The sequence below is a fragment of the Streptomyces sp. NPDC048560 genome (assembly GCF_040650955.1).
Classification (GTDB): domain Bacteria; phylum Actinomycetota; class Actinomycetes; order Streptomycetales; family Streptomycetaceae; genus Streptomyces.
The window spans coordinates 688325-711575 of record NZ_JBEZIJ010000002.1 but is presented as its reverse complement, the minus strand read 5'-3'; the positions used below and the strand labels follow the sequence as shown (position 1 = coordinate 711575).

Here is a 23251-nt window from a genome sequence, read left to right as displayed (position 1 = left end):
GGGCGTACGTACCCCGTGCACACGCGTCTGCTTCCCCTGCTCATCATCCTGATGGCGGCCGTACTGCTCGCCCTCGGGGTCCCGCTCGCCGCCCGGGTGGCCGCCGCCGAACAGCAGCGTCTCGTCGTGGACCGGATCGACGACACCGCACGCTTCGCCGCGCTCGCCCAGTTCGTCAGCGTCTCCCTGCCGGGCAACGAGGAGCGGCAGCGCATCCTCCAGGCCGAGCTCGACGCGTACGACTCCGTGTACGAGATCAGGGCCGGCGTCTTCTACCGCGACGACCAGACCCTGGCGAAGGCCCCGACCTCCTGGATGCTGCCCACCGAGGGCGAGGGCCGCGACGCGTTCCGGGAGGCGCTCCTGGGACGGCGCTCCCACGATCCGGGGCAGGTGTGGCCGTGGCAGACGGGCCGGGTCGTCGTGGCCTCGCCCGTCGTACGGGACGGCGATGTCGTCGCCGTCGTCGTCATCGACTCGCCCACCGGCGAGATGCGGTCCCGGACGCTGCGGGGCTGGCTGCTGATCGGCCTCGGCGAGGCCCTGGCCCTGCTCGTCGCGGTCGGGGCGGCATTCCGGCTCACGGGCTGGGTGCTGCTGCCGGTGCGCATCCTGGACGCAGCCACGCACGACATCGCCAGTGGCCGGATGCGGTCCCGGGTGGCCGCGTCCGGCGGGCCTCCGGAACTCCGGCGCCTGGCCCGTTCGTTCAACGAGATGGCGGACAACGTCGAAGACGTTCTGGAGCAGCAGCGCGCCTTCGTCGCCGACGCCTCGCACCAGTTGCGCAATCCGCTGGCCGCACTCCTGCTGCGCATGGAGCTCCTCGGACTCGAACTCCCCGAGGGGAACGAGGAGATCGCAGCGGTGCGCACGGAGGGTAAGCGCCTCGCCCAGGTCCTGGACGACCTGCTGAACCTGGCACTGGCCGAGCACGCCGCCCCCGACCTCCGGCTCACGGACATCGGCGCCCTCACGGCCGAGCGCGTCGCCGCATGGCGTCCGCTGGCCCAGGAGAAGGGGGTGCGGCTGCTCCAGGACAGTCCGTCGGCGGCCACCGGGTGGGCGGACCCGATCGCGCTCTCCAGCGTGCTGGACGCCGTCATCGACAACGCGCTCAAGTTCACGCCGCCGGACGAGGAGGTACGCGTCTTTGTCGCGTCCAACGGTGAGAACGTCACCGTGCGGGTCGCCGACCGCGGGCCGGGACTGACCGGTCGGGAACTGGAGCGCATCGGTGACCGCTTCTGGCGCAGCAACCGGCACCAGAACGTCAAGGGCTCCGGGCTGGGGCTCTCGATCTCGCGTGCTCTGCTCACGGCCGGCCGCGGCTCGATCACGTACGCCCGGAACGAGCCCCACGGGCTGCTGGTGACCGTGACCATGCCGCGCCACGCACCCCACGCCTGAGCGGTCCCCCGGCCGGGTGTGACCGGACTACGGCTTGACCGACCGGTAGTAGCGCCCGGCGCCTTCGTGCAGCGGCAGCGGATCGGTGTAGATGGCGGTCCGCAGGTCCACCACCTGCGCGGAGTGCACCTCACGGCCGATGCGGTCGCGGCTGTCGATCACGGTCCGGGTGAACGCCTCGGTCATCTCGGGGTCCGTACGGTCCGTGGTGACCAGCAGATTGGCGACGGCGACCGTCGGTACGGCCTGGCCCTGCTGCGCGTTGAGGTAGGCGTCGGCCGGCATCACGGCCGAGCGGTAGTACCTGGTCGATCCGCCGACGGCCTGGAGCCGGGCGATCAGGGGGTCGTCCAGCGGTATCAGCCGGATGGGCAGCCGCTCCGACAGTTCCTGCACGGAGTTCGTCGGCAGGCCGCCGGACCAGAAGAAGGCGTCGAGCGTCCCGTTCGCCAGCCGGGCGGGCATCGTGTCGATGCCGACCGAGACCGGGACGATGCTCTTCTCCGGGTCCAGGTCGGCGGCGCTCATCAGCCGGTCCGCGACGAGCCGTACCCCTGACCCCGGCTGTCCCACACCCACCCGCTTGCCGCGCAGGTCGGCGACCGTCTGCACGTCCGAGTCGCGAGGGACGACCAGCTGTACGTAGTCGTCGTACAGCCGCGCGCAGGCGCGCAGGCGCTGGGCTCCGGGCCTGCCGTTCTGCATGAAGGTCGCGACGGCGTCGGCGGTGGCGATGGTGAAGTCCGCCTTCCCCGTCGCCACCCGTTCGATGTTCTGCTGGGAGCCCTCACTGGTCTGCAGCTCGATGGACACCTCGGGCATGTCCTTGGCCAGCGCTCCTTCGAGCCGCTCGCCGTAGCGCTGGTAGACCCCGTTGCGTACCCCCGTGGAGAAGGTCAGCGAGCCCGTGGGCGAGGACTCCCTCAGGGGGAGGACCCACCACAGGAGCAGCCCCAGGACGACCGTTACGGCCGCACCCGCCTGAAGGGTGCGTCGTCGGTCGAATCGGGACAGTACGGAGGGCATGGCGCGATCCTGCCAGCCACTCCCCGTAATGGCCAGGCCCAGGCTTCGGGGTGCGGCTCCGGGACCCCGTGCCGGGAGTCCGGCGGCAAGGGGCATTCCCGGTACCGCCTACCCTTGTCGCATGAGCAGCGGCAACCGGAGCGAAGCAGTGGACGTCAAGAAAAGCTACGAGGTACGCACTTACGGGTGCCAGATGAACGTCCACGACTCGGAACGGCTGTCGGGGCTCCTGGAGGACGCCGGATACGTCCGGGCGCCCGCGGACGCCGACGGTGACGCGGATGTCGTCGTCTTCAACACCTGCGCGGTGCGGGAGAACGCCGACAACAAGCTCTACGGCAACCTCGGCCGGCTCGCTCCGATGAAGACCAAGCGCCCGGGGATGCAGATCGCCGTCGGCGGCTGTCTCGCGCAGAAGGACCGCGACACCATCGTCAAGCGGGCCCCCTGGGTGGACGTCGTCTTCGGTACGCACAACATCGGCAAGCTCCCGGTCCTCCTGGAGCGCGCCCGCGTCCAGGAGGAGGCGCAGATCGAGATCGCCGAGTCCCTGGAGGCGTTCCCCTCCACCCTCCCCACCCGCCGTGAGTCCGCCTACGCCGCGTGGGTGTCGATCTCCGTCGGCTGCAACAACACGTGCACCTTCTGCATCGTCCCCGCGCTGCGCGGCAAGGAGAAGGACCGCCGTACCGGCGACATCCTCGCCGAGATCGAGGCGCTCGTCTCCGAGGGCGTCTCCGAGGTGACCCTGCTCGGACAGAACGTGAACGCGTACGGCTCCGACATCGGCGACCGGGAAGCGTTCTCCAAGCTGCTGCGTGCCTGTGGCGCCATCGAGGGCCTGGAGCGCGTCCGCTTCACATCCCCGCACCCGCGTGACTTCACCGACGACGTGATCGCCGCGATGGCCGAGACGCCGAACGTGATGCCGCAGCTCCACATGCCGATGCAGTCGGGCTCGGACACCATCCTGAAGGCGATGCGGCGCTCGTACCGGCAGGAGCGTTTTCTCGGGATCATCGAGAAGGTGCGCGCCGCGATGCCGGACGCCGCCATCTCGACCGACATCATCGTGGGCTTCCCGGGAGAGACCGAGGAGGACTTCGAGCAGACCATGCACGCGGTCCGGGAGGCACGCTTCGCCAACGCCTTCACCTTCCAGTACTCCAAGCGCCCCGGGACGCCCGCTGCGGACATGGAGGGCCAGATCCCCAAGGAGGTCGTCCAGGAGCGGTACATGCGCCTGTCGGCCCTCCAGGAGGAGATCTCCTGGGAGGAGAACAAGAAGCAGGTCGGCCGCACGCTGGACGTCATGGTCGCGGAGGGCGAGGGCCGCAAGGACGGTTCCACCGACCGTCTCTCAGGTCGCGCCCCCGACAACCGACTGGTCCACTTCACCCGGCCCGCGCAGGAGGTACGCCCCGGGGACGTGGTGACGGTCGACATCACGTACGCGGCTCCGCACCACCTGCTGGCCGAGGGCGCCCCCCTCGGCGTACGCCGCACGCGTTCCGGGGACGCCTGGGAGGCGCGGAGCGCCGCGGCGGCCGCCAAGCCCGCCGGTGTGATGCTGGGCCTGCCCGGCATCGGCGCGCCCGCCCCGCTGCCTGCCGTCTCCGCGCCCGGCTGCGGCATCGGCTGACGGCGGGGACCTCGCAGCACCCGGAGAGGCCGCAGGGCACCCGCGGGCCCGCGCAGTACGCTGACCGTCATGCTTGTCGCTGCCGCCGTCTGCCCCTGCCCGCCGCTCCTGGTCTCCGAGGTCGCCGCCGGAGCGGCGTCCGAGTTCGACGACGCACGGACCGCGTGCCGGGACGCCCTGGGCGTCATCGCCGCGGCCCGTCCCGATCTGCTGATCGTCGTGGGCCCGTGCGCCGAAACCGACGGTGAGGGGCCGTACCCCGCCGGAGCGACCGGTTCCTTCGAAGGGTTCGGCGTCGGCCTCTCGGTACGGCTCGGGGGCGACGTCTCCGGGGACACCGCCCCGGCAGGGCGCCGCCTGCCGGCGTCCCTCGCCGTCGGGGCGTGGCTGCTGGACCGGGCGCGCTGGACGGGCGCCGCGGTCGAGGGCCTGGCCGTCGGTGAGCGGCTCGCGGCCGACAGCTGCGCCCTGGCGGGCAAGGAACTGGCGGCCAGGGCCGACCGGGTCGCCCTGCTGGTCATGGGCGACGGCAGCGCCTGCCGCACGGTGAAGGCACCCGGATACCTGGACGAGCGGGCCGTGGCCTTCGACACGGCGGTGACCCGCGCGCTGGGCGACGCGGACCTCCCCGCGCTGAGCTCCCTCGACGCCTCGCTGGGGTACGCGCTCAAGGCGGCCGGCAGGGCGCCCTGGCAGGTGCTCGCGGGCGCCGCGGAGGGCGCGGGCCTGGCGGGCCGGCTGCTGTACGCGGACGCGCCCTACGGAGTCGGCTACACCGTCGCGGTCTGGTCATGACGCACTGACGCCGAACACGAAAAAAAGGGCCCGGAGCGTATACGCTCCGGGCCCTTTCCGCGCTGTTCCGCCGGCGTCAGGCGGCGGGCGGCTTGGTGCCGCCCTCGTCCTTGTGACCGAGCCGGTCCACGGCGTCCTTGGCCTTCTGGGTGCCGGACACGATCTTGTCGCTGTACTTGCCCTTGGTCTTCTGATCGACCGTGCGCGCAGCCTTGTCGAGGCCTTGCTCGATCTTGCCCCCGTGCTGGTGCGCGAGGTCGCCGACCTTGTCCTTGGCCGGAGCGAGCTTGGCCTTCAGGTTGTCCAGGAAACCCATGGGTCACCTTCCGTGCGTTGAGGACTGTGCTCGGGCGTGCTCTGCAGCTTCAGTATCCGCTGCTTCGCCGACGGACCGATGCTCAGACGGGCGTCGAAGCAATACGTGTACTAGATATTTGTACAACATTTTACCCTGCCGTGGGGCCGGCCGTCCGGTCGCGCTCCGGCAGCGGCCACCTGCGGTGCGCCCGGCACCCCGACCGATCGGGGCACCCGGCCCCGGATCGGTCGGGAAGGCGCCCGGTGTTTGGGAGACTGGGTCGGTGAGAAGACCAGCTCCCGCCCCGCGCGTCATCACCGTCGTAGGCCCCACCGCAGCCGGAAAGTCCGACCTGGGTGTGTTTCTCGCCCAGCAGCTCGGCGGCGAAGTGGTCAACGCGGACTCCATGCAGCTCTACCGCGGGATGGACATCGGCACGGCGAAACTGACGCTCCCGGAGCGTGGCGACATCCCGCACCGCCTTCTCGACATCTGGGACGTCACCGAGGCGGCCAGCGTCGCCGAGTACCAGCGGCTGGCCCGCAAGGAGATCGACCGGCTGCTGGCCGAGGGCCGCACCCCCGTCCTGGTGGGCGGCTCGGGGCTCTACGTGAAGGGCGCCATCGACGCCCTGGAATTCCCCGGTACGGACCCCGAGGTGCGCGCCCGGCTGGAGGAGGACCTGGAGCGGGAGGGCTCCGGCGCCCTGCACACCCGGCTCGCCGCCGCCGACCCGGAGGCGGCCCGCGTCATCCTGCCGAGCAACGGACGCCGCATCGTGCGCGCCCTGGAGGTGATCGAGATCACGGGCAAGCCCTTCACCGCCAACCTCCCCGGGGACGAAGCGGTCTACGACGCCGTGCAGATCGGTGTGGACGTGGAACGCCCCGAGCTCGACGAGCGGATCGCCGTCCGGGTCGACCGGATGTGGGAGGCCGGCCTCGTGGACGAGGTGCGCGCCCTGGAGGCCCAGGGGCTGCGTGAGGGACGTACCGCCTCCCGTGCCCTCGGCTACCAGCAGGTGCTCGCCGCCCTGGCGGGAGAGTGCACCGAGGACGAGGCGCGCGCCGAGACCGTGCGCGCGACCAAGCGCTTCGCCCGCCGTCAGGACTCCTGGTTCCGCCGCGACCCGCGCGTCCACTGGCTCAGTGGTGCCGCCGATCGGCGCGCGGAACTCCCGCACATGGCGCTGGCGTTGATCGAACGAGCGGTTACAGCCTGATCACGTGATGGCATCGGGACGCTCCGCCCGTCATTTCGGTACCCGGGAGCGTGCCATCATCGAGCATCGATCGACCAGTGGAGTCCGAGTTGGGAGGGCGCGTGGCGATGGAAGCCGGCCCTCGCGACACAGACCGAGACGTACCGGATGCGCGGCACGAGGCGGGACGTCTGAGCCCGGACGGGCCCGACGAGCACGACGTGACCCCTGAGGTCGAGGTCGAGCTGCGGCCCGCACGCCGGATGCGTATCTGGCAGCTCGCACCGATCATCATGCTCGCAGCCGTCGGTTCCCTGATGTTCGCCTTCCCGCTCGCCTTCGAGTTCGGCGACGGCGGTGCCATCGTCGCGATGCTGGGCCTCCTGATCAGCTGCTGCGCCGCCGGCTGGGGCATGATGGCCGCCCGCCGCGTCGGCCACACCTGGCCGGGTCTGCCCGCAAGAGGCTCCGGCGCGCGCCCCGACTGGCGTGTGATCGCCCTGTACGTCGCCGTGGGCGCCGGGCTGGTCGCGCTCGCCGTCTGGCGCGTGGCGCGGCTCCGCTGACACGGCCCCGCCCGTGAACGGTCCGCCTTCGCGGGCTGTCGGTGCGGCCTCGTACAGTTGGTCCGTGAGCACTTCGCAGATCGCCTTCCTCAAGGGCCACGGCACCGAGAACGACTTCGTCATCGTTCCCGATCCGGGCAACGCCATCGACCTGCCCGCTTCCGTGGTGGCCCGGCTGTGCGACCGCCGGGCCGGTATCGGCGGCGACGGTCTGCTGCACGTCGTACGGTCCGCCGCGCACCCCGAGGCGCAGGCCATGGCGGCAGAGGCCGAATGGTTCATGGACTACCGCAACGGGGACGGCTCGATCGCCGAGATGTGCGGCAACGGCGTCCGGGTGTTCGCCCACTACCTGCTGCGGGCCGGACTCGTCGAGGAGGGCGACCTGGCCGTCGCCACCCGGGGTGGCGTCAAGCGGGTCCACCTCGCCAAGGACGGCAGCATCACCGTCTCCATGGGGCGGCGCCTGCTCCCCGAGGAGCAGGTCACGGTCACGGTGGACGGCCGCAGCTGGCCCGCCCGCAACGTGAACATGGGCAATCCGCACGCCGTCGCTTTCGTCGAGGACCTCGCACACGCCGGCAACCTCTACGCCGCACCGGAGTTCACCCCCGCGGCCGTCTACCCGGACGGCGTCAACGTCGAATTCGTCGTGGACCGCGGACCGCGCCACGTGGCGATGCGTGTGCACGAGCGCGGCTCCGGCGAGACCCGTTCCTGCGGCACGGGGGCCTGCGCCGTGGCCGTCGCGGCCGCCCGCAGGGACGGCACCGACCCCGCACTCACCGGGAGCCCCGTGACGTACACGGTGGACCTGCCCGGCGGCACCCTCGTGATCACCGAGCACCCGGACGGTGCGATCGACATGACGGGACCCGCCGTGATCGCCGCCGAAGGATTCCTCGACCCCGCCTGGCTCGAAACCGTGATCGGCTAGCGCTTCGCTCGAATGGGTGATCCGTTTCACGCTGAGCGAGAGGCGGACTGCGCCACGTGGTGGGGTCGGTAGCATCAAGCACCGGCCCGGGGACGCATCCGCGCCTCCTCACCGCCGGTCGACGTTTGCCGGAGGTGCCCCATGAGTGCAGAGGCCACCAATCCAGGTGCTCCCCTTCGCAGGCGGAGCCGTCCCCGGATCGATCTCCGCAGGATCGGCCGCGTGGCGCTGCTCGGCCCGGCCTCCCGCGGCCGTCTGCCCGATGCCATCGGCCACGTCGCCGACGCCCACCGGGCCCACCATCCGGACGCCGACCTGACCATCCTGCGCAGGGCGTACGTCCTGGCGGAGTCCTCGCACCGCGGCCAGATGCGCAAGAGCGGCGAGCCCTACATCACGCACCCTCTCGCCGTAACCCTGATCCTCGCCGAACTGGGCGCCGAGACCACCACGTTGACGGCCTCCCTCCTCCACGACACGGTGGAGGACACGGAGGTGACGCTCGATCAGGTGCGCGCGCAGTTCGGCGAAGAGGTCTGCTACCTCGTCGACGGCGTCACCAAACTGGAGAAGGTCGACTACGGGGCGGCTGCGGAACCCGAGACCTTCCGCAAGATGCTCGTCGCCACCGGGAACGACGTCCGGGTGATGTCGATCAAACTCGCCGACCGGCTGCACAACATGCGCACGCTCGGGGTGATGCGGCCCGAGAAACAGGCCAGGATCGCCAAGGTCACCCGGGACGTCCTCATCCCCCTCGCCGAACGGCTCGGCGTGCAGGCGCTCAAGACGGAGCTGGAAGATCTCGCCTTCGCGATCCTCCACCCGGAGGAGTACGAACACACCCGGGCCCTGATCGCCGGCTCCGGCGGCGACGAGGACCCCCTGACCGAGATCGCCGAGCGCGTCACGACGACGCTCCGGGACGCCGACATCTCCGCCGAGGTCATGATCAGGCCCCGTCACTTCGTCTCCGTCCACCGTGTCAGGGTCAAACGCGGCGAACTGCGTGGAACCGACTTCGGACGTCTGCTCGTCCTGGTCGCCGAGGACGCCGACTGCTACGCGGTCCTAGGCGAACTCCACACCTGCTTCACGCCCGTGATCTCCGAGTTCAAGGACTTCATCGCGGCCCCGAAGTTCAACCTGTACCAGTCGCTGCACACCGCGGTCGTCGGGCGGGACGGTGCCGTCGCCGAAGTCCTCATCCGTACGCACCGGATGCACAAGGTCGCCGAAGCGGGCGTCGTGGCACTCGGGAACCCGTACACCCCCGACGGCACCGCGGCCCAGCAGTCCGAACCGGCGGACGGGGAGCGCGCCGACCCGACCCGGCCCGGCTGGCTCTCCCGGCTCCTCGACTGGCAGGAGTCCGCCCCCGACCCGGACACCTTCTGGACCACGCTCCACGCCGACCTCGCCCAGGACCGTGAGATCACCGTCTTCTCGACCGAGGGAGGGACGCTCGGTCTGCCCGCGGGCGCGAGTTGTGTCGACGCCGCGTACGCGCAGTACGGCGAGGAGGCCCACGGCTGCATCGGGGCCCGGGTCAACGGGCGGCTCGCCACGCTCAGCACCGTCCTGAGCGACGGCGACACCGTGCAGCCCCTGCTCAGCAGCGACGCGACGTCCGGCCCCTCTCCCGACTGGCTCGACCACGCACGCACCGCGGCCGCGCGGATCGCCATCACCGGATGGCTCGACGCCCATCCGGACGACACGCAGGGGCTGGTCGGCCAGCCCGACCCCCGCAGGCAGCCCCAGCCCCAGCAGCCCGCGGACGAGACACCGGACAGCCGCAACAAGCAGGGGGCGCGTGTCGCGAGTGTCGCCGTGGACGGGCCAGGGACCGCGGTACGCCTCGCCGGATGCTGTACCCCCGTACCCCCGGACGAGGTCACGGGCTTCACCGTGCGCGGCGGCGCCGTCACCGTGCACCGCCGGGAGTGTCCGGCGGTGGCCCGGATGAGGGCCGACGGGCGGCCACCGGTCGGGGCCCGCTGGAACGACGACGGGGACCGGCGGGACGCGGGGGAGTGCCGGGTCACCCTCGTCGCCGAGTCCTTCGGACGGCCCAGGCTCCTCGCCGACCTCACCGAAGCCATCGCCGCGGCCGACGCCGCCATCGTCTCCGCCACCGTGGAACCGCCGAGCGAGCAGCGGGTCCGGCACACCTACACGCTGCACATCCCCGACGCCGCCGGACTGCCCGGACTCATGCGTGCCATGCGGGACGTGCCCGGTGTGTACGACGTGAGCCGCGCACAGCACCAGACGACCACCACCTGACACCCCTGGTCCCCGGAAGATCTCGTTCGGGTGGTACGGCGCGCGGCACCCCGACGGAGCGGACGGTCGCTGGTAGCCGTAGTCCATGCCGCTCACCTCCCGTCGACTGCGCGCCGCCCTGCTGGCCACCGCCTCGGCCACCCTCGTCGCCGCCACCCTGCCCGCGCCCGAGCCGCTCGGCATCGGAGACAGACTCTTCCCCCAGCTCGGCAACCCCGGATACGACGTCCTCTCGTACGACATCGCGTTCACGTACCACGGAAGCAACAGCAAGCCCCTGGACGCCGTCACCAAGATCGAGGCCCGGACCACCCAGCCGCTGGAGCGCGTCAACCTCGACTTCGCGCGGGGCAAGGTCAGTGCGGTCGAAGTCAACGGCCTGGTCTCCGAGTTCGGGACGAAGGGCGAGGACCTGGTCGTCCAGGCACCCGCGGCGCTCCCCGCCGGAGTGCCCCTGCACATCACCGTCCGCCACACCAGCGACCCGAACGGCAGCCGCGCCGACGGCGGTTGGCTGCGCACCGCCGACGGCCTGGCCATGGCCAACCAGGCGGACGCCGCACACCGCGTCTTCCCGGGCAACGACCACCCGGCGGACAAGGCGTACTTCACCTTCAGGATCACCGCCCCCGAGAAGCTGACCGCCGTGGCCAACGGACTGCCCGTCGGTACCGAGCGCAACGGCGCCGCGACCACCTGGACCTACCGCACCGAGCACCCGATGGCCACCGAGCTGGCCCAGGTGTCCATCGGCCGCTCCGCGGTCCTGCACCGCACGGGGCCCGACGGACTGCCGCTGCGCGACGTCGTGCCGGACGCGGACCGGCAGAAGCTGGAGCCCTGGCTGAAGAAGACGTCGGCGCAGATGGAGTGGATGGAGCGCCAGGTCGGGCGGTATCCCTTCGAGACGTACGGGCTGCTCGTCGCCGACACGGAGACGGGCTTCGAGCTGGAGACGCAGACGCTTTCGCTCTTCGAACGGTCCCTGTTCACCGAAGCCGGATATCCCGAGTGGTACGTCGACTCGATCATGGTGCACGAGCTCGCACACCAGTGGTTCGGCAACAGCGTCTCCCCGAAGACCTGGTCCGACCTGTGGCTGAACGAAGGACACGCCAGCTGGTACGAGGCCCGGTACGCCGAGGAGCACGCCGAGCAGCCGCTCGAACGCCGGATGCGCCAGGCCTACGCCAGGTCCGACGCCTGGCGGGCCGCCGGCGGCCCGCCCGCGCATCCCGACGCCCCTGAGCCGGGCCGCAAGATCAGCCTGTTCAGGCCGGTGGTGTACGACGGGAGCGCACTGGTCCTCTACGCCCTGCGGCAGGAGATCGGCACCGCCGCGTTCGGCCGGCTGGAGCGCACCTGGGTGCGGCGCCACAAGGACGGATCCGCGACAACCGCGGACTTCACGCAACTCGCCTCCCAGATCGCGGGCCGCGATCTGAGCGCCTTCTTCCAGGCCTGGCTGTACGGCGAGAAGACACCGCCCATGCCGGGCCACCCGGACTGGCGCAGCGAGAAGCCCACGACTCGGTGACCCGCCCACTGCCCCGGCGGACGGCGCCGGAGGGACCGGTAAACCCGAGTGACGGGCCAGGTGGCGCCATGCCACTATCGACGGGTCGGCGCGGCAGCCGGACCGGATACCCGGCAGGGGAATCATCCGGCGAGGTCACACGTTGTGACTGACGTAAGTGAATTTCATCGACGTAAGGATCCAATGACCTCCTCTTCTTCCTTTCCCCAGGACGCGCAGAAGGCGCAGAGCGCTACGGAGAATGTCACCGAAAGCCTCACCGAGGGCCTGCGGGCCGACGCCCTGATGGAAGAGGACGTCGCCTGGAGCCACGAGATCGACGGAGAGCGGGACGGCGATCAGCTGGACCGCTCGGACCGAACGGCGCTGCGGCGCGTGGCGGGTCTCTCCACCGAGCTGGAGGACGTCACCGAGGTCGAGTACCGCCAGCTACGCCTTGAGCGCGTCGTGCTGGTCGGTGTCTGGACCTCCGGCACCGTGCATGACGCGGAGATCTCCCTCGCGGAGCTCGCGGCGCTCGCCGAGACAGCCGGTTCCCAGGTGCTCGACGCCGTGTTCCAGCGGCGCGACAAGCCGGATCCGGCCACCTACATCGGTTCCGGCAAGGCGCTCGAACTGCGCGACATCGTTCTCGAAACCGGGGCCGACACCGTCGTCTGCGACGGTGAGCTGAGCCCCGGCCAGCTGATTCACCTGGAAGACGTCGTCAAGGTCAAGGTGGTCGACCGCACCGCCCTGATCCTGGACATCTTCGCCCAGCACGCCAAGTCCCGGGAGGGCAAGGCGCAGGTGTCGCTGGCACAGATGCAGTACATGCTGCCGCGACTGCGCGGCTGGGGTCAGTCGCTCTCCCGGCAGATGGGTGGCGGCGGGTCCAGCGGCGGTGGCGGAATGGCCACGCGTGGTCCCGGTGAGACCAAGATCGAGACGGACCGGCGCCGGATCCGCGAGAAGATGGCGAAGATGCGCCGGGAGATCGCGGAGATGAAGACGGGCCGCGAGATCAAGCGCCAGGAGCGCAGGCGCAACAAGGTGCCCTCGGTCGCCATCGCCGGATACACCAACGCGGGCAAGTCCTCTCTGCTCAACCGGTTGACCGGTGCGGGCGTCCTGGTGGAGAACTCGCTGTTCGCCACCCTCGACCCGACCGTGCGCCGGGCCGAGTCACCGAGCGGCCGGACCTACACCCTGGCCGACACCGTCGGGTTCGTACGGCACCTCCCGCACCACCTCGTCGAGGCGTTCCGCTCCACGATGGAGGAGGTCGGCGAGTCCGACCTGATCCTGCACGTCGTGGACGGCTCCCACCCGGTGCCGGAGGAGCAGCTCGCCGCAGTCCGTGAGGTCATCCGCGAAGTCGGTGCGGTCGACGTACCCGAGATCGTGGTCATCAACAAGGCTGACGCGGCCGACCCGGTCGTGCTGCAGCGGCTGTTGCGTATCGAGAAGCACGCGATCGCCGTCTCGGCGCGGACCGGCGCCGGTATCGACGAACTGCTCGCGCTGATCGACGCGGAACTGCCGCGGCCGTCCGTCGAGGTCGAGGCGCTCGTGCCGTACATCCAGGGAGCGCTGGTCTCCCGGGTGCACGCCGAGGGCGAGGTCCTCTCCGAGGAGCACACCCCGGAGGGCACGCTGCTCAGGGCACGCGTCCATGAGGAACTGGCCGCGGATCTCTCGACGTTCGTTCCCGTGACCGGCTGACGGTCCGGCACAGCTTTACCGGACAACCCGAAGGCCCGGTCCCTCTCCGAGAGGGACCGGGCCTTCGTCATGCCGCCGCCGAACTCCTGCTGAGTCCTACCGGCCGGCGAACTTCTCGCTGACCGAGTCGAATACACCCTTGGCCTCGGCGCCGAGGCGCGGACCGGCCAGCCAGCCGGCCGTCACCGGGCCGATGGAGGTGTTGGAGACCAGCGCGGGCTTGCCGTCCTGGCCCGCCGCGACCCAGCCGCCGCCGGAGGAGCCGCCCGTCATCGTGCAGCCGATGCGGTACATCGTCGGCTGGGCCTCGAAGATCGAGAGGCGGCCCGGCTTGTCCTTGCACTGGAGCGCCTTCTGCCCGTCGAACGGCGGGGCCGCCGGGTAGCCGGTGGCCGTCATGTCTGCGATCTCGGGCACGGCCGGGGCGTTGAACTCGACCGGAAGCGCGGAACCGACCGTCTCCTCCAGGGACTTGCCCGTGGCGCCCTTCTCCGGCGTCACGTGCAGGACCGCGAAGTCGTACGGGGCGCCCTGGCCGCCGACCGAGGCGCCCTGGGAGATCCACTGCTCGGAGGTCTGGGCCCACTGGCCCCACCACACGCCGTACGGAGCGATCTGCTCCTTGGTCGCGTTCTCGAGCTCGGCGACGGAAAGCCCGGTGTTGTTGTACGCCGGGACGAAGGCGATGTTGCGGTACCAGCCGCCCTTCTTGCCCGCGTGCACGCAGTGTCCGGCGGTCCACACCATGTTGGACTTGCCGGGGTGCGCGGGGTCCTTCACGACGGTCGCGGAGCAGACCATCGAGCCTTCGGGTCCGTCGAAGAGGAGCTTGCCCGACTCCGGCGCGTTGTCGTGGTACGGAGTCGCCAGGGGGGCCGCCGACACCGGAGCCGGCGTCGGGTCCGTCACGCCGTCGTCACCCGAGATGTCGTTGTCGACAGGCTTCTCCGGGGACTTGTCGGCATCCCGCATCCGGTCCGGGTCCCAGAGGTCCTCGATGATCGGGTTGACGTAGTCCTTGGCCTCGCGCAGCCACTTCTCCCTGTCCCAGTTCTTCCACTCGCCGCCCTTCCACTCGTCGAGGTCGATCCCGTGCTCCTTGAGCCGGTCCTTGAGATCGTCCGGGATCGTGATCTTGCCGTCGGACGGCTGGCTCACGGAGTCGGTCGGCTTGTTGCTCGCTTCGTCCTCGCTCGGGCCGCAGGCGGTGGCGGTGAGCGCGAGAACGGTCGCGAGAGACGCGGCGGCGAGCACGGGGGAGAGCTTGCGACGTGCGCTCCTCCCACGGCGTGCGGCGTCGGTCGGGCGAATGGGTCGCATGTGGTGATCCCCCTGGGACTTCGTCACTCGTTACTTCGGTAAGGCGCGGCGGCGAGTGGTGGCGCGCCGCGCACACAGGACGCCGGAACGGCCGGCCCCCGGTGCGCGCCCCACTATGCCGGTGCCGATGGGGACGGCGCTCACCAGGGCCATGGTTCCGCCACCGCAAGGATCTTCCGATTTACCCGTGATCCTCCGCGACCCGCGTCGTTGGTACGTAAGGGGGACACCCGGGCAGCGTTCACCGTCACGGCCCTTCCCCGGGGGCAACGTACTGACGTGCAACGCAACTGTTTACAGCAGGAGGATCAACAGCCGTGGCCGTGACCGAACCAGCTCCGGTGGCATCGCCCCCCGCCCACGAGGGAATTCTGCGACGCCAGTCACAGCGTGAATCGGCGGCCCGTACCTACGCGCGGTCCCTGCCGATCGTGCCGGTACGGGCACGGGGGCTGACCATCGAAGGCGCGGACGGGCGGCGCTATCTCGACTGCCTGTCAGGGGCGGGCACTCTGGCGCTCGGCCACAACCATCCGGTGGTGCTCGAGGCGATCAGGAAGGTCATCGACTCCGGCGCACCCCTGCATGTGCTCGACCTCGCCACCCCGGTCAAGGACGCGTTCACGACCGAGCTGTTCGCCACCCTGCCCCGGCAGTTCGCGCAGGACGCCCGGATCCAGTTCTGCGGGCCCGCCGGAACGGACGCCGTCGAGGCCGCGTTCAAACTGGTGCGCGCAGCGACCGGCCGCGCCGGACTCCTGGCCTTCACCGGCGCCTACCACGGGATGACGGCCGGGGCGCTTGCGGCGTCCGGCGGTGCCCCCGACGTACAAGTGACTCGGCTGCCCTTCCCGCAGGAGTACCGCTGCCCGTTCGGTGTGGGCGGGGAACGCGGTGCGGAGATCGCGGCTCACTGGACGCAACACCTCCTGGACGACCCGAAGGCGGGGGTGCCCGCTCCCGCCGGGATGATCGTGGAGCCCGTCCAGGGCGAGGGCGGAGTGAACCCGGCCCCCGACAACTGGCTGCGCCGTATGCGGGAGATCACCGCGGCGCGCGGCATCCCGCTCATCGCCGACGAGGTGCAGACCGGTGTCGGCAGGACCGGTGCCTTCTGGGCGGTCGAGCACAGCGGCATCGTGCCCGATGTGATGGTGCTGTCCAAAGCCATCGGTGGCTCCCTCCCACTCGCGGTGATCGTCTACCGGTCCGAGCTCGACCTCTGGCAGCCCGGCGCGCACGCAGGCACCTTCCGTGGCAACCAACTGGCCATGGCCGCCGGCGCGGCCACGCTCAAGTACGTGCGCGAGAACCGGCTGGCGGAACGCGCCGCGACGCTGGGAGCACGGATGCTCACGCGCCTGCAAGCGCTGCGAGCGGACCATCCCAGCATCGGGGACGTCCGGGGCCGCGGACTGATGATCGGCATGGAACTGGTCGACCCGGAAGCAGCCGTCCCCTCCGGCCGGTCCGAGTACCCCACCGCCCCGCCGCCGGACCCGAGCCTCGCCGCGATGGTCCAGCAGGAGTGCCTGACCCGCGGCCTCATCGTCGAGCTGGGCGGACGTCACTCCGCCGTCGTACGTCTGCTCCCTCCCCTGACTCTCACCGACGAACAGGCAACAGCGGTCGTCGACCGCCTCGCCGACGCACTGGCAGCCGCAGAGCGCTCACCGCACCGTCGGACCACTGCCGGGCCGCACCGCTGATCCCGGATCCCTCGTAAGGAAGACCGCCGTGAACCCCAACCCCGCGCCCGAGGCCGACGGCCCTCTCACCAGCCCTCGCCCCGGGCAGGACGGACCGGACAGCCCCGTGGCAGTCGAGGCGACGACCGTCCCGCGCCAGAAGACCGCGCCCCGATCAGACCGGCGTTCCGCCATGAGCGCACCCGTCGGCGCGGCACAGGACCTCCTCGACCATCCGGACCCGCTCCGGGCGGCGGACGCGGCCGGCACCGAGAATCTCCTGCGCTGCTGGGCCCGGGAGAACGATCTCCGCCGCCCGGACCGCGGCACCCTGCGCATCCCGCTCCCCGCCAGCGGCACCGCCCTGCTCGCCCCGGTCCTCTACTGGTCCGCCACCGGATGGCACCGCTTCGGTGCGCCCACCCTCGAGACAGCGCCCGAGTCCGCGCCGCCCGTGGATGCCGTCACCCTCGCTGCTCTCCTGCACCGCGAGGCCGACCGGGGCGCGGGCAACGATCTGGTGGCCAGGGTGGCCGATTCGGTCCGGCACACGGCTGCGTTCATCGAGGAACGGCGACGCACAACCACCTCGCCGGCCGTGGCCGACCTGTTCCTCACCGCCGAACAGGCACTCCTCCTCGGCCACCCCCTGCACCCCACGCCGAAGAGCCGCGAAGGCCTCTCCGAGGCCGAGATCCGGCTCTACTCACCCGAGTTGCACGGCTCCTTCCCCCTGCACTGGATGGGTGTCCACCGGTCTCTCCTGGCCACTGAATCGGCCTGGACACAGGGGGGCCGCCCGGTGACCGCCGAGGATCTCCTCGCACCGCACGCCGATGGCCTGCGCGTTCCCGACGGAACCACGGCCCTCCCACTCCACCCCTGGCAGGCCGGCGAACTGCTGCGCCGCCCGGAAGTCGGCGCGCTGGTCGAGGCCGGCCTTCTCCATGACCTCGGCGCGCACGGAAAGCACTGGCACCCCACCTCCTCCGTACGCACCGTGCACCAGCCCGGTGCGGAACTCATGCTGAAGCTGTCCCTGGGCGTACGCATCACCAACTCCCGTCGGGAGAATCTCCGCAAGGAACTCCACCGCGGAGCGGAGGTCCACAGGCTCCTGCGCAGCGGCCTCGCCGAGCAGTGGCACAAGGTCCACCCCGGCTTCGACATCGTCAGGGACCCCGCCTGGATGGCAGTCGACTCCCCGGAGGGCGAACCGGTCGCGGGACTCGACGCCATGCTCCGGCACAACCCGTTCGGCCCCAAGGACGACGCGGTGTGCATCGCCGGGCTCACCGCCCCGCGCCCCTGGCCGGACCGCGCCGGGATGCACTCGCGCCTGGCCGAATGCGTCTCCCAGCTCGCCGCACGCACCGGCCGGACCAAGGCCGCTGTCTCCGCCGAGTGGTTCCTGCGCTACCTGGACCGAGTCGTGAGGCCCGTGCTCTGGCTCGATGCCACGGCCGGAGTCGCCCTGGAAGCCCACCAGCAGAACACGCTGGTGATGCTCGACCCCGACGGCTGGCCCATCGGAGGCCGTTACCGGGACAACCAGGGCTACTACTTCCGCGAGTCCCACCGGGCCGCACTCGAGAGCAGGCTGCCAGGCATCGGCGCACTCAGCGACACCTTCGTCCCGGACCCGGTCACCGACGAGCGCTTCGCCTACTACCTGGGCATCAACAACGTCCTCGGACTCGTCGGAGCCTTCGGCTCCCAGCGTCTCGCGGACGAGCAGGTGCTCCTTGCCGCCTTCCGTCGCTTCCTCGACGGAGTCTCAGGACTCGGCTCCCCCCTTCCCGCCTACCTGCTGGAGGCGCCCCAACTGCGTTGCAAGGCGAACCTCCTGACCCGGCTGCACGGCCTCGACGAGCTCGTGGGCCCGGTCGACACCCAGTCCGTCTACGTCACCATCGCCAACCCCCTGCACCCCTGAAAGATCCCGAACACCATGGCCATCCGAACCCATGAGAGGAGAGCGTCACGTGCCTCCGGCCGACGCGCACACGGACACGGACACCGGAACGGACATCGCCCCGCAACTCGTCACGGGCGCCGAAGACACCCTGGACCTGAGGCTCTCCGAGGAACTACTCGCCCTCTTCGGTGACGACACCGCACTGCCCGCCACACGGCCAACGACCTCCGATCTGCTCGGCGACCCCGCGGCCTGGCGCCCGGTCACCACCCCCGCCGGTGTCTTCCAGCTCGTGCCGGCACGGCTGGAGCGGGACCTCGCGCTCATCACCAGATGGATGAACGACCCCGCTGTCGCTGCCTTCTGGGATCTCGCCGGAGCCGAATCCGTCACCGCAGACCACCTCCGTCCGCAGCTGGAAGGGGACGGGCGGAGCGTGCCCTGCCTAGGAGTTCTCGGAGGTACTCCCATGAGCTACTGGGAGATCTACCGGGCAGATCTGGACCCGCTGGCGCGCCACTACCCGGCCAGACCCCATGACACGGGTATCCACCTGCTGATCGGCGGCGTGACCGACCGTGGCCGCGGCGTGGGCACCACGCTGCTGCGTGCCGTCTCCGACCTCGTACTCGACAACCTTCCCCTGTGCGCACGTGTGGTCGCCGAACCGGACATGCGTAACACCCCCTCCGTCGCAGCCTTCCTGAGCGCCGGCTTCCGCTTCTCGGCGGAAGTCGAACTGCCCGGCAAAAGAGCCGCCTTGATGATTCGAGACCGAGCCCATCGTGCCCAACTGTGAACAGCTCGCTGACTTACATACACCGCTCGAACCCCATCGGTTCCACCCGGAGGAGTCCCTGTGCCGAAACTTCCTGCGAGCAATGACTCGGCGGAGCCCCGCGCGCTGCACAGCGCTCCGGAACTGAACCGGACAGGCTGGGACCGGGCCTCGGTCCGGCTGCTGGCGAAAATGCTCGGCGAGTTCGCCTACGAGGAAGTCATCCGCCCGACCGCGCTGGGCCAGGCGGGGGACACCTACTCCCTTACGCTCGACGACGGCGCGACGCTGACCTTCCGGGCCCGGCGCGGCGTCTACGGGAGCTGGCGCGTGGACGCCGGCTCGATCACGGAGAGCACCAGGGCCTCGATCACCGAGAGCAACACGGCGCAGCACACCGAAGGGGCAGCCGCGCAGGACGCCGAGGTCAGCGCCCCGCAGCACACCGAACCTGACGCCGCGCCGCGCACCCGGGACGACGCCTCGCACAGCGCCGAAGATCATGCGGGAATCCCCGCGGAGCTGACCGGCGCCGCACGTTCCGAGCCGCGCCCCTTCCGTGACCCCCTGCGGTTCCTGGCCCGCGCCCACCGGCTGCTGGGAATCGACGGCGCCACGCTGGGCCACCTCATCCGCGAGCTCACGACCACGCTCGCCGCCGATGCCCGGACCGATCACACGGCCGTCAGCGCGGCCCGTCTGGCGGAGCTGGACTACGCCGAGCTCGAAGGCCATCAGACCGGCCATCCCTGGCTCGTCGCCAACAAGGGGCGTCTCGGATTCTCCGCCGAGGACATGGCCCGCTTCGCCCCCGAAGCGCGCCGTACGGTCCGGCTGCCCTGGATCGCCGTCAGCACCCGCATCGCCGGATACAGGGGAGTACCCCGTCTGGCGACCCCCGAGCAGTTGTACGCCCAGGAACTCGACCCCTCCGTCCGCGCGTCGTTCGACGCCGAGCTGCGCGCCCGGGCCCTCGACCCCCAGGAATACCTGTTCCTTCCGGTCCACCCCTGGCAGTGGGACGAGTGGATCATGCCGCACTTCGCCCCGGCGATCGCGGACGGCGACATCGTGCCGCTGCACGCCGATACCGATCTCCGCCTTCCGCAGCAGTCCATCCGGACGTTCTCCAACGTGGCGCGGAAGGACAGGCACACGGTCAAGCTGCCGCTGTCCATCCTCAACACACTCGTCTGGCGCGGCCTGCCCACCGAGCGAACCCTCGCGGCTCCGGCTGTCACCGCCTGGGTCCAGGGGCGGTGCGAGTCCGATCCGTTCCTCCGGGACACCTGCGGCGTCATTCTCCTCGGAGAGGTCGCCTCCGTGGCCGTCGAGCACCCGCTGTACGACCGTCTCCCTGAGACGCCCTACCAGTTCAAGGAGATACTGGGCGCGATCTGGCGCGAGCCCCTGCACCCCCGGCTCGCCCCGGGGGAGCGAGCCCGCACGCTGGCCTCGCTGCTCCACACCGACCCGGAGGGACGCGCGTTCGTCGCGGAGCTGGTCAGCCGGTCCGGGCTGACACCCACCGCATGGCTGACGCGGCTCTTCGCGGCGCTCCTGCCACCGCTCCTGCACTTCCTGTACCGCTACGGCACGGTCTTCTCCCCGCACGGAGAGAACGCCATCGTCGTGTTCGACGGCCAGGACGTGCCGGTGCGTCTGGCGATCAAGGACTTCGTCGACGACGTGAACATCAGCGCACATCCGCTGCCCGAGCACGACAGCATGCCGGAGTCCGTGCGCCGCATCCTGCTGACGGAGCACCCCTCCTTCCTTACACAGTTCATCCACTCCGGGCTGTTCATCGGCGTCTTCCGCTACCTCTCTCCTCTGTGTGAGGAACAGCTGGGAGTTCCGGAGGACGAATTCTGGTCACTCCTGCGGGCGGAAATCCTCAGGCATCACGCCCGGTTCCCCGAGCTGAAGGACCGGTTCGAGATGTTCGACATGCTGACCCCCCGCATCGAGCGCCTCTGCCTCAACCGCAACCGGCTGCATCTGGACGGTTACCGGGACCGGCCGCAGCGCCCGCACGCCGCTGTCCACGGCACCGTTCCCAACCCGCTCCACGCCGTGGCCCGGGTCCGGGAGTGAGCACCGTTGTCAGTGCCGCGCCGTAGGCTGGTCGGGCTATGACGAAGCCATCCCTCACCGAACTCCTCCACGCCGCCGTCACCGCCGTCGGCGGTACGGAGCGGCCTGGCCAGGTCAGCATGGCCGAGGCCGTTGCCGACGCCGTCGACGACCATTCCCATCTGCTGGTCCAAGCCGGCACCGGCACGGGCAAGTCCCTCGGATATCTGGTGCCCGCACTGGCGCACGGGGAGCGCGTCGTGGTGGCCACGGCGACCCTCGCGCTCCAGCGGCAGCTCGTGGAGCGAGATCTTCCGCGTACGGTCGACGCCCTCCATCCGATACTGCGGCGCAGGCCCCAGTTCGCCATGCTCAAGGGCCGGTCGAACTACCTCTGCCTGCACCGGCTCCACGAGGGAGTGCCGCAGGAAGAGGAGGACGGTCTCTTCGATCAGTTCGAGGCGGCCGCGCCCTCCAGCAAGCTGGGGCAGGACCTGCTGCGTATGCGGGACTGGGCGGACGAGACGGAGACCGGGGACAGGGACGATCTCACTCCCGGTGTCTCGGACCGGGCGTGGGCACAGATCTCCGTCTCCTCCCGCGAGTGCCTCGGGGCTTCGAAGTGCGCGTACGGAGCCGAGTGCTTCGCCGAGATGGCGAGGGAGCGGGCCAAGCTCGCCGACGTGGTCGTCACCAATCACGCCCTGCTCGCCATCGACGCGATCGAAGGCGCCCCGGTGCTCCCGCAGCACGAGGTGCTCATCGTCGACGAGGCCCATGAGCTGGTTTCCCGGGTGACGGGCGTGGCGACGGGAGAGCTCACGCCCGGCCAGGTGAACCGCGCGGTGCGCCGTGCGGCCAAGCTGGTCAACGAGAAGGCGGCCGATGCCCTCATGACCGCGTCGGAGGGCTTCGAGCGGGTCATGGAATTGGCGCTTCCGGGCCGTCTGGAAGAAGTCCCGGAGGACCTGGGATACGCGCTGATGGCACTGCGGGACGCCGCCCGTACGGTGATCTCCGCCCTGGGGTCCACCCGGGACAAGTCCGTCCAGGACGAGGACGCGGTCCGTAAGCAGGCGATGGCCTCGGTCGAGACCATTCACGGTGTGGCGGAGCGCATCACCCAGGGCTCCGAGTACGACGTCGTCTGGTACGAGCGGCACGACCGCTTCGGCGCCTCGGTGCGGGTAGCCCCGCTCTCCGTCTCGGGCCTGCTCCGCGAGAAGCTCTTCGCCGACCGTTCCGTCGTCCTGACCTCGGCGACGCTGAAGCTGGGCGGGGATTTCAACGGGGTCGGAGCCTCACTGGGGCTGGCTCCTGAGGGCACGGCGGGTGATGACATCCCGCAGTGGAAGGGGCTCGACGTCGGATCCCCCTTCGACTACCCGAAGCAGGGCATTCTCTACGTCGCCCGGCATCTGGCCACGCCGGGACGGGAGGGTTCGCGCACCGACATGCTGGACGAGCTCGCCGAGCTGATCGAGGCGGCCGGCGGCCGGACCCTGGGGCTTTTCTCCTCCATGCGGGCGGCTCAGGCCGCGGCCGAGGAGCTGAGGGGCCGGCTCGGCAAGCCGATCCTTCTGCAGGGGGAGGAGACGCTCGGCGAGTTGATCAAGAGCTTCGCGGCGGATCCGGAGACATGTCTGTTCGGCACGCTGTCGCTCTGGCAGGGCGTCGACGTTCCCGGAGCGAGCTGCCAGCTCGTGATCATGGACCGGATTCCGTTCCCGCGCCCCGACGACCCGCTGATGAGCGCCCGCCAGAAGGCGGTCGAGGAGGCGGGAGGTAGCGGGTTCATGGCCGTCGCGGCGACCCATGCGGCCCTGCTGATGGCTCAGGGCGCCGGCCGGCTCGTACGGGCCACGGGCGACAAGGGAGTGGTCGCCGTGCTCGACCCCCGGCTGGCGAATGCGAGGTACGGAAGCTACCTGCGCGCTTCCCTGCCCGACTTCTGGTACACCACGGACCGCGGTCAGGTGAGGCGCTCTCTCGCGGCCATCGACACGGCGGCCAAGGCCGACGGGCGGTAGGCGGCCTGTCGGCAGACAGGGCGGGGCCCCGGGATC

Annotated in this window: 17 protein-coding genes; 14 read left to right on the top strand and 3 right to left on the bottom strand. The window is 70.6% G+C overall.

The genetic code is table 11. From position 1 onward, the window contains the following. Nucleotides 1-15: 15 nt before the first annotated feature. Nucleotides 16-1410, top strand: a complete 1395-nt coding sequence (locus tag AB0C82_RS09870; protein WP_362838261.1) for a HAMP domain-containing sensor histidine kinase — start codon at nucleotides 16-18, stop codon at nucleotides 1408-1410. A 27-nt stretch (nucleotides 1411-1437) separates the two neighbouring features. Here AB0C82_RS09870 and AB0C82_RS09865 read toward each other — a convergent pair whose 3' ends face one another. After that, nucleotides 1438-2436 carry a TAXI family TRAP transporter solute-binding subunit gene (locus AB0C82_RS09865; RefSeq protein WP_362838258.1) on the bottom strand — a complete coding sequence of 333 codons (999 nt, stop codon included), beginning with the start codon at nucleotides 2434-2436 and terminating at the stop codon, nucleotides 1438-1440. 121 nt (nucleotides 2437-2557) lie between these two features. Here AB0C82_RS09865 and miaB point away from each other — a divergent pair, with 121 nt between their 5' ends. Together miaB and AB0C82_RS09855 are read left to right on the top strand one after the other, a co-directional pair. Next, nucleotides 2558-4078: a tRNA (N6-isopentenyl adenosine(37)-C2)-methylthiotransferase MiaB gene (gene miaB, locus AB0C82_RS09860; RefSeq protein WP_362838256.1), complete on the top strand. Its 1521-nt coding sequence runs from the start codon at nucleotides 2558-2560 to the stop codon at nucleotides 4076-4078. A 69-nt stretch (nucleotides 4079-4147) separates the two neighbouring features. After that, nucleotides 4148-4873, top strand: coding sequence for a class III extradiol dioxygenase subunit B-like domain-containing protein (locus AB0C82_RS09855; protein ID WP_362838253.1), 726 nt, complete (start codon nucleotides 4148-4150; stop codon nucleotides 4871-4873). A 76-nt stretch (nucleotides 4874-4949) separates the two neighbouring features. Here the strand turns inward: AB0C82_RS09855 and AB0C82_RS09850 are convergent, their stop codons facing one another. Then, nucleotides 4950-5189, bottom strand: coding sequence for an antitoxin (locus tag AB0C82_RS09850; RefSeq protein WP_362838250.1), 240 nt, complete (start codon nucleotides 5187-5189; stop codon nucleotides 4950-4952). A 265-nt stretch (nucleotides 5190-5454) separates the two neighbouring features. On the opposite strand from AB0C82_RS09850, the gene miaA reads away from it, so the two are divergent. The 6 genes from miaA to hflX all read left to right on the top strand — a co-directional run bounded on the left by miaA (nucleotide 5455) and on the right by hflX (nucleotide 13405). After that, entirely contained in the window at nucleotides 5455-6393 is a 939-nt protein-coding gene (gene miaA / locus AB0C82_RS09845; protein ID WP_362838247.1) for a tRNA (adenosine(37)-N6)-dimethylallyltransferase MiaA, read from the top strand. Nucleotides 6394-6500: 107 nt separating this feature from the next. Next, a complete protein-coding gene (locus AB0C82_RS09840) occupies nucleotides 6501-6938 on the top strand; it encodes a hypothetical protein (protein ID WP_362838436.1) in 438 nt (145 codons plus the stop codon). A gap of 64 nt (nucleotides 6939-7002) precedes the next feature. Next, a complete protein-coding gene (dapF, locus tag AB0C82_RS09835) occupies nucleotides 7003-7875 on the top strand; it encodes a diaminopimelate epimerase (protein ID WP_362838245.1) in 873 nt (290 codons plus the stop codon). 141 nt (nucleotides 7876-8016) lie between these two features. Next, entirely contained in the window at nucleotides 8017-10164 is a 2148-nt protein-coding gene (locus tag AB0C82_RS09830; RefSeq protein ID WP_362838242.1) for an HD domain-containing protein, read from the top strand. An 85-nt stretch (nucleotides 10165-10249) separates the two neighbouring features. After that, nucleotides 10250-11701, top strand: coding sequence for a M1 family metallopeptidase (locus AB0C82_RS09825; RefSeq protein ID WP_362838240.1), 1452 nt, complete (start codon nucleotides 10250-10252; stop codon nucleotides 11699-11701). Between the two features lie 183 nt (nucleotides 11702-11884). After that, nucleotides 11885-13405 (top strand): GTPase HflX, encoded by a 1521-nt coding sequence (gene hflX, locus AB0C82_RS09820; protein WP_362838237.1) that lies wholly within the window; start codon nucleotides 11885-11887, stop codon nucleotides 13403-13405. A 96-nt stretch (nucleotides 13406-13501) separates the two neighbouring features. Here the strand turns inward: hflX and AB0C82_RS09815 are convergent, their stop codons facing one another. Continuing rightward, complete coding sequence (locus AB0C82_RS09815; RefSeq protein ID WP_362838234.1) at nucleotides 13502-14725, bottom strand: hypothetical protein; 1224 nt, start codon at nucleotides 14723-14725, stop codon at nucleotides 13502-13504. Between the two features lie 317 nt (nucleotides 14726-15042). Here AB0C82_RS09815 and AB0C82_RS09810 point away from each other — a divergent pair, with 317 nt between their 5' ends. The 5 genes from AB0C82_RS09810 (at nucleotide 15043) to AB0C82_RS09790 (ending at nucleotide 23215) form a co-directional block, all read left to right on the top strand. Beyond that, complete coding sequence (locus tag AB0C82_RS09810) at nucleotides 15043-16434, top strand: diaminobutyrate--2-oxoglutarate transaminase family protein (RefSeq protein WP_362838231.1); 1392 nt, start codon at nucleotides 15043-15045, stop codon at nucleotides 16432-16434. A 28-nt stretch (nucleotides 16435-16462) separates the two neighbouring features. After that, a complete protein-coding gene (locus AB0C82_RS09805) occupies nucleotides 16463-18349 on the top strand; it encodes an IucA/IucC family protein (protein ID WP_362838228.1) in 1887 nt (628 codons plus the stop codon). 94 nt (nucleotides 18350-18443) lie between these two features. Then, nucleotides 18444-19130: a GNAT family N-acetyltransferase gene (locus AB0C82_RS09800; RefSeq protein WP_362838433.1), complete on the top strand. Its 687-nt coding sequence runs from the start codon at nucleotides 18444-18446 to the stop codon at nucleotides 19128-19130. A 60-nt stretch (nucleotides 19131-19190) separates the two neighbouring features. After that, entirely contained in the window at nucleotides 19191-21206 is a 2016-nt protein-coding gene (locus AB0C82_RS09795) for an IucA/IucC family siderophore biosynthesis protein (protein ID WP_362838226.1), read from the top strand. A gap of 38 nt (nucleotides 21207-21244) precedes the next feature. Next, nucleotides 21245-23215, top strand: coding sequence for an ATP-dependent DNA helicase (locus tag AB0C82_RS09790; RefSeq protein WP_362838223.1), 1971 nt, complete (start codon nucleotides 21245-21247; stop codon nucleotides 23213-23215). Nucleotides 23216-23251 lie beyond the last annotated feature (36 nt).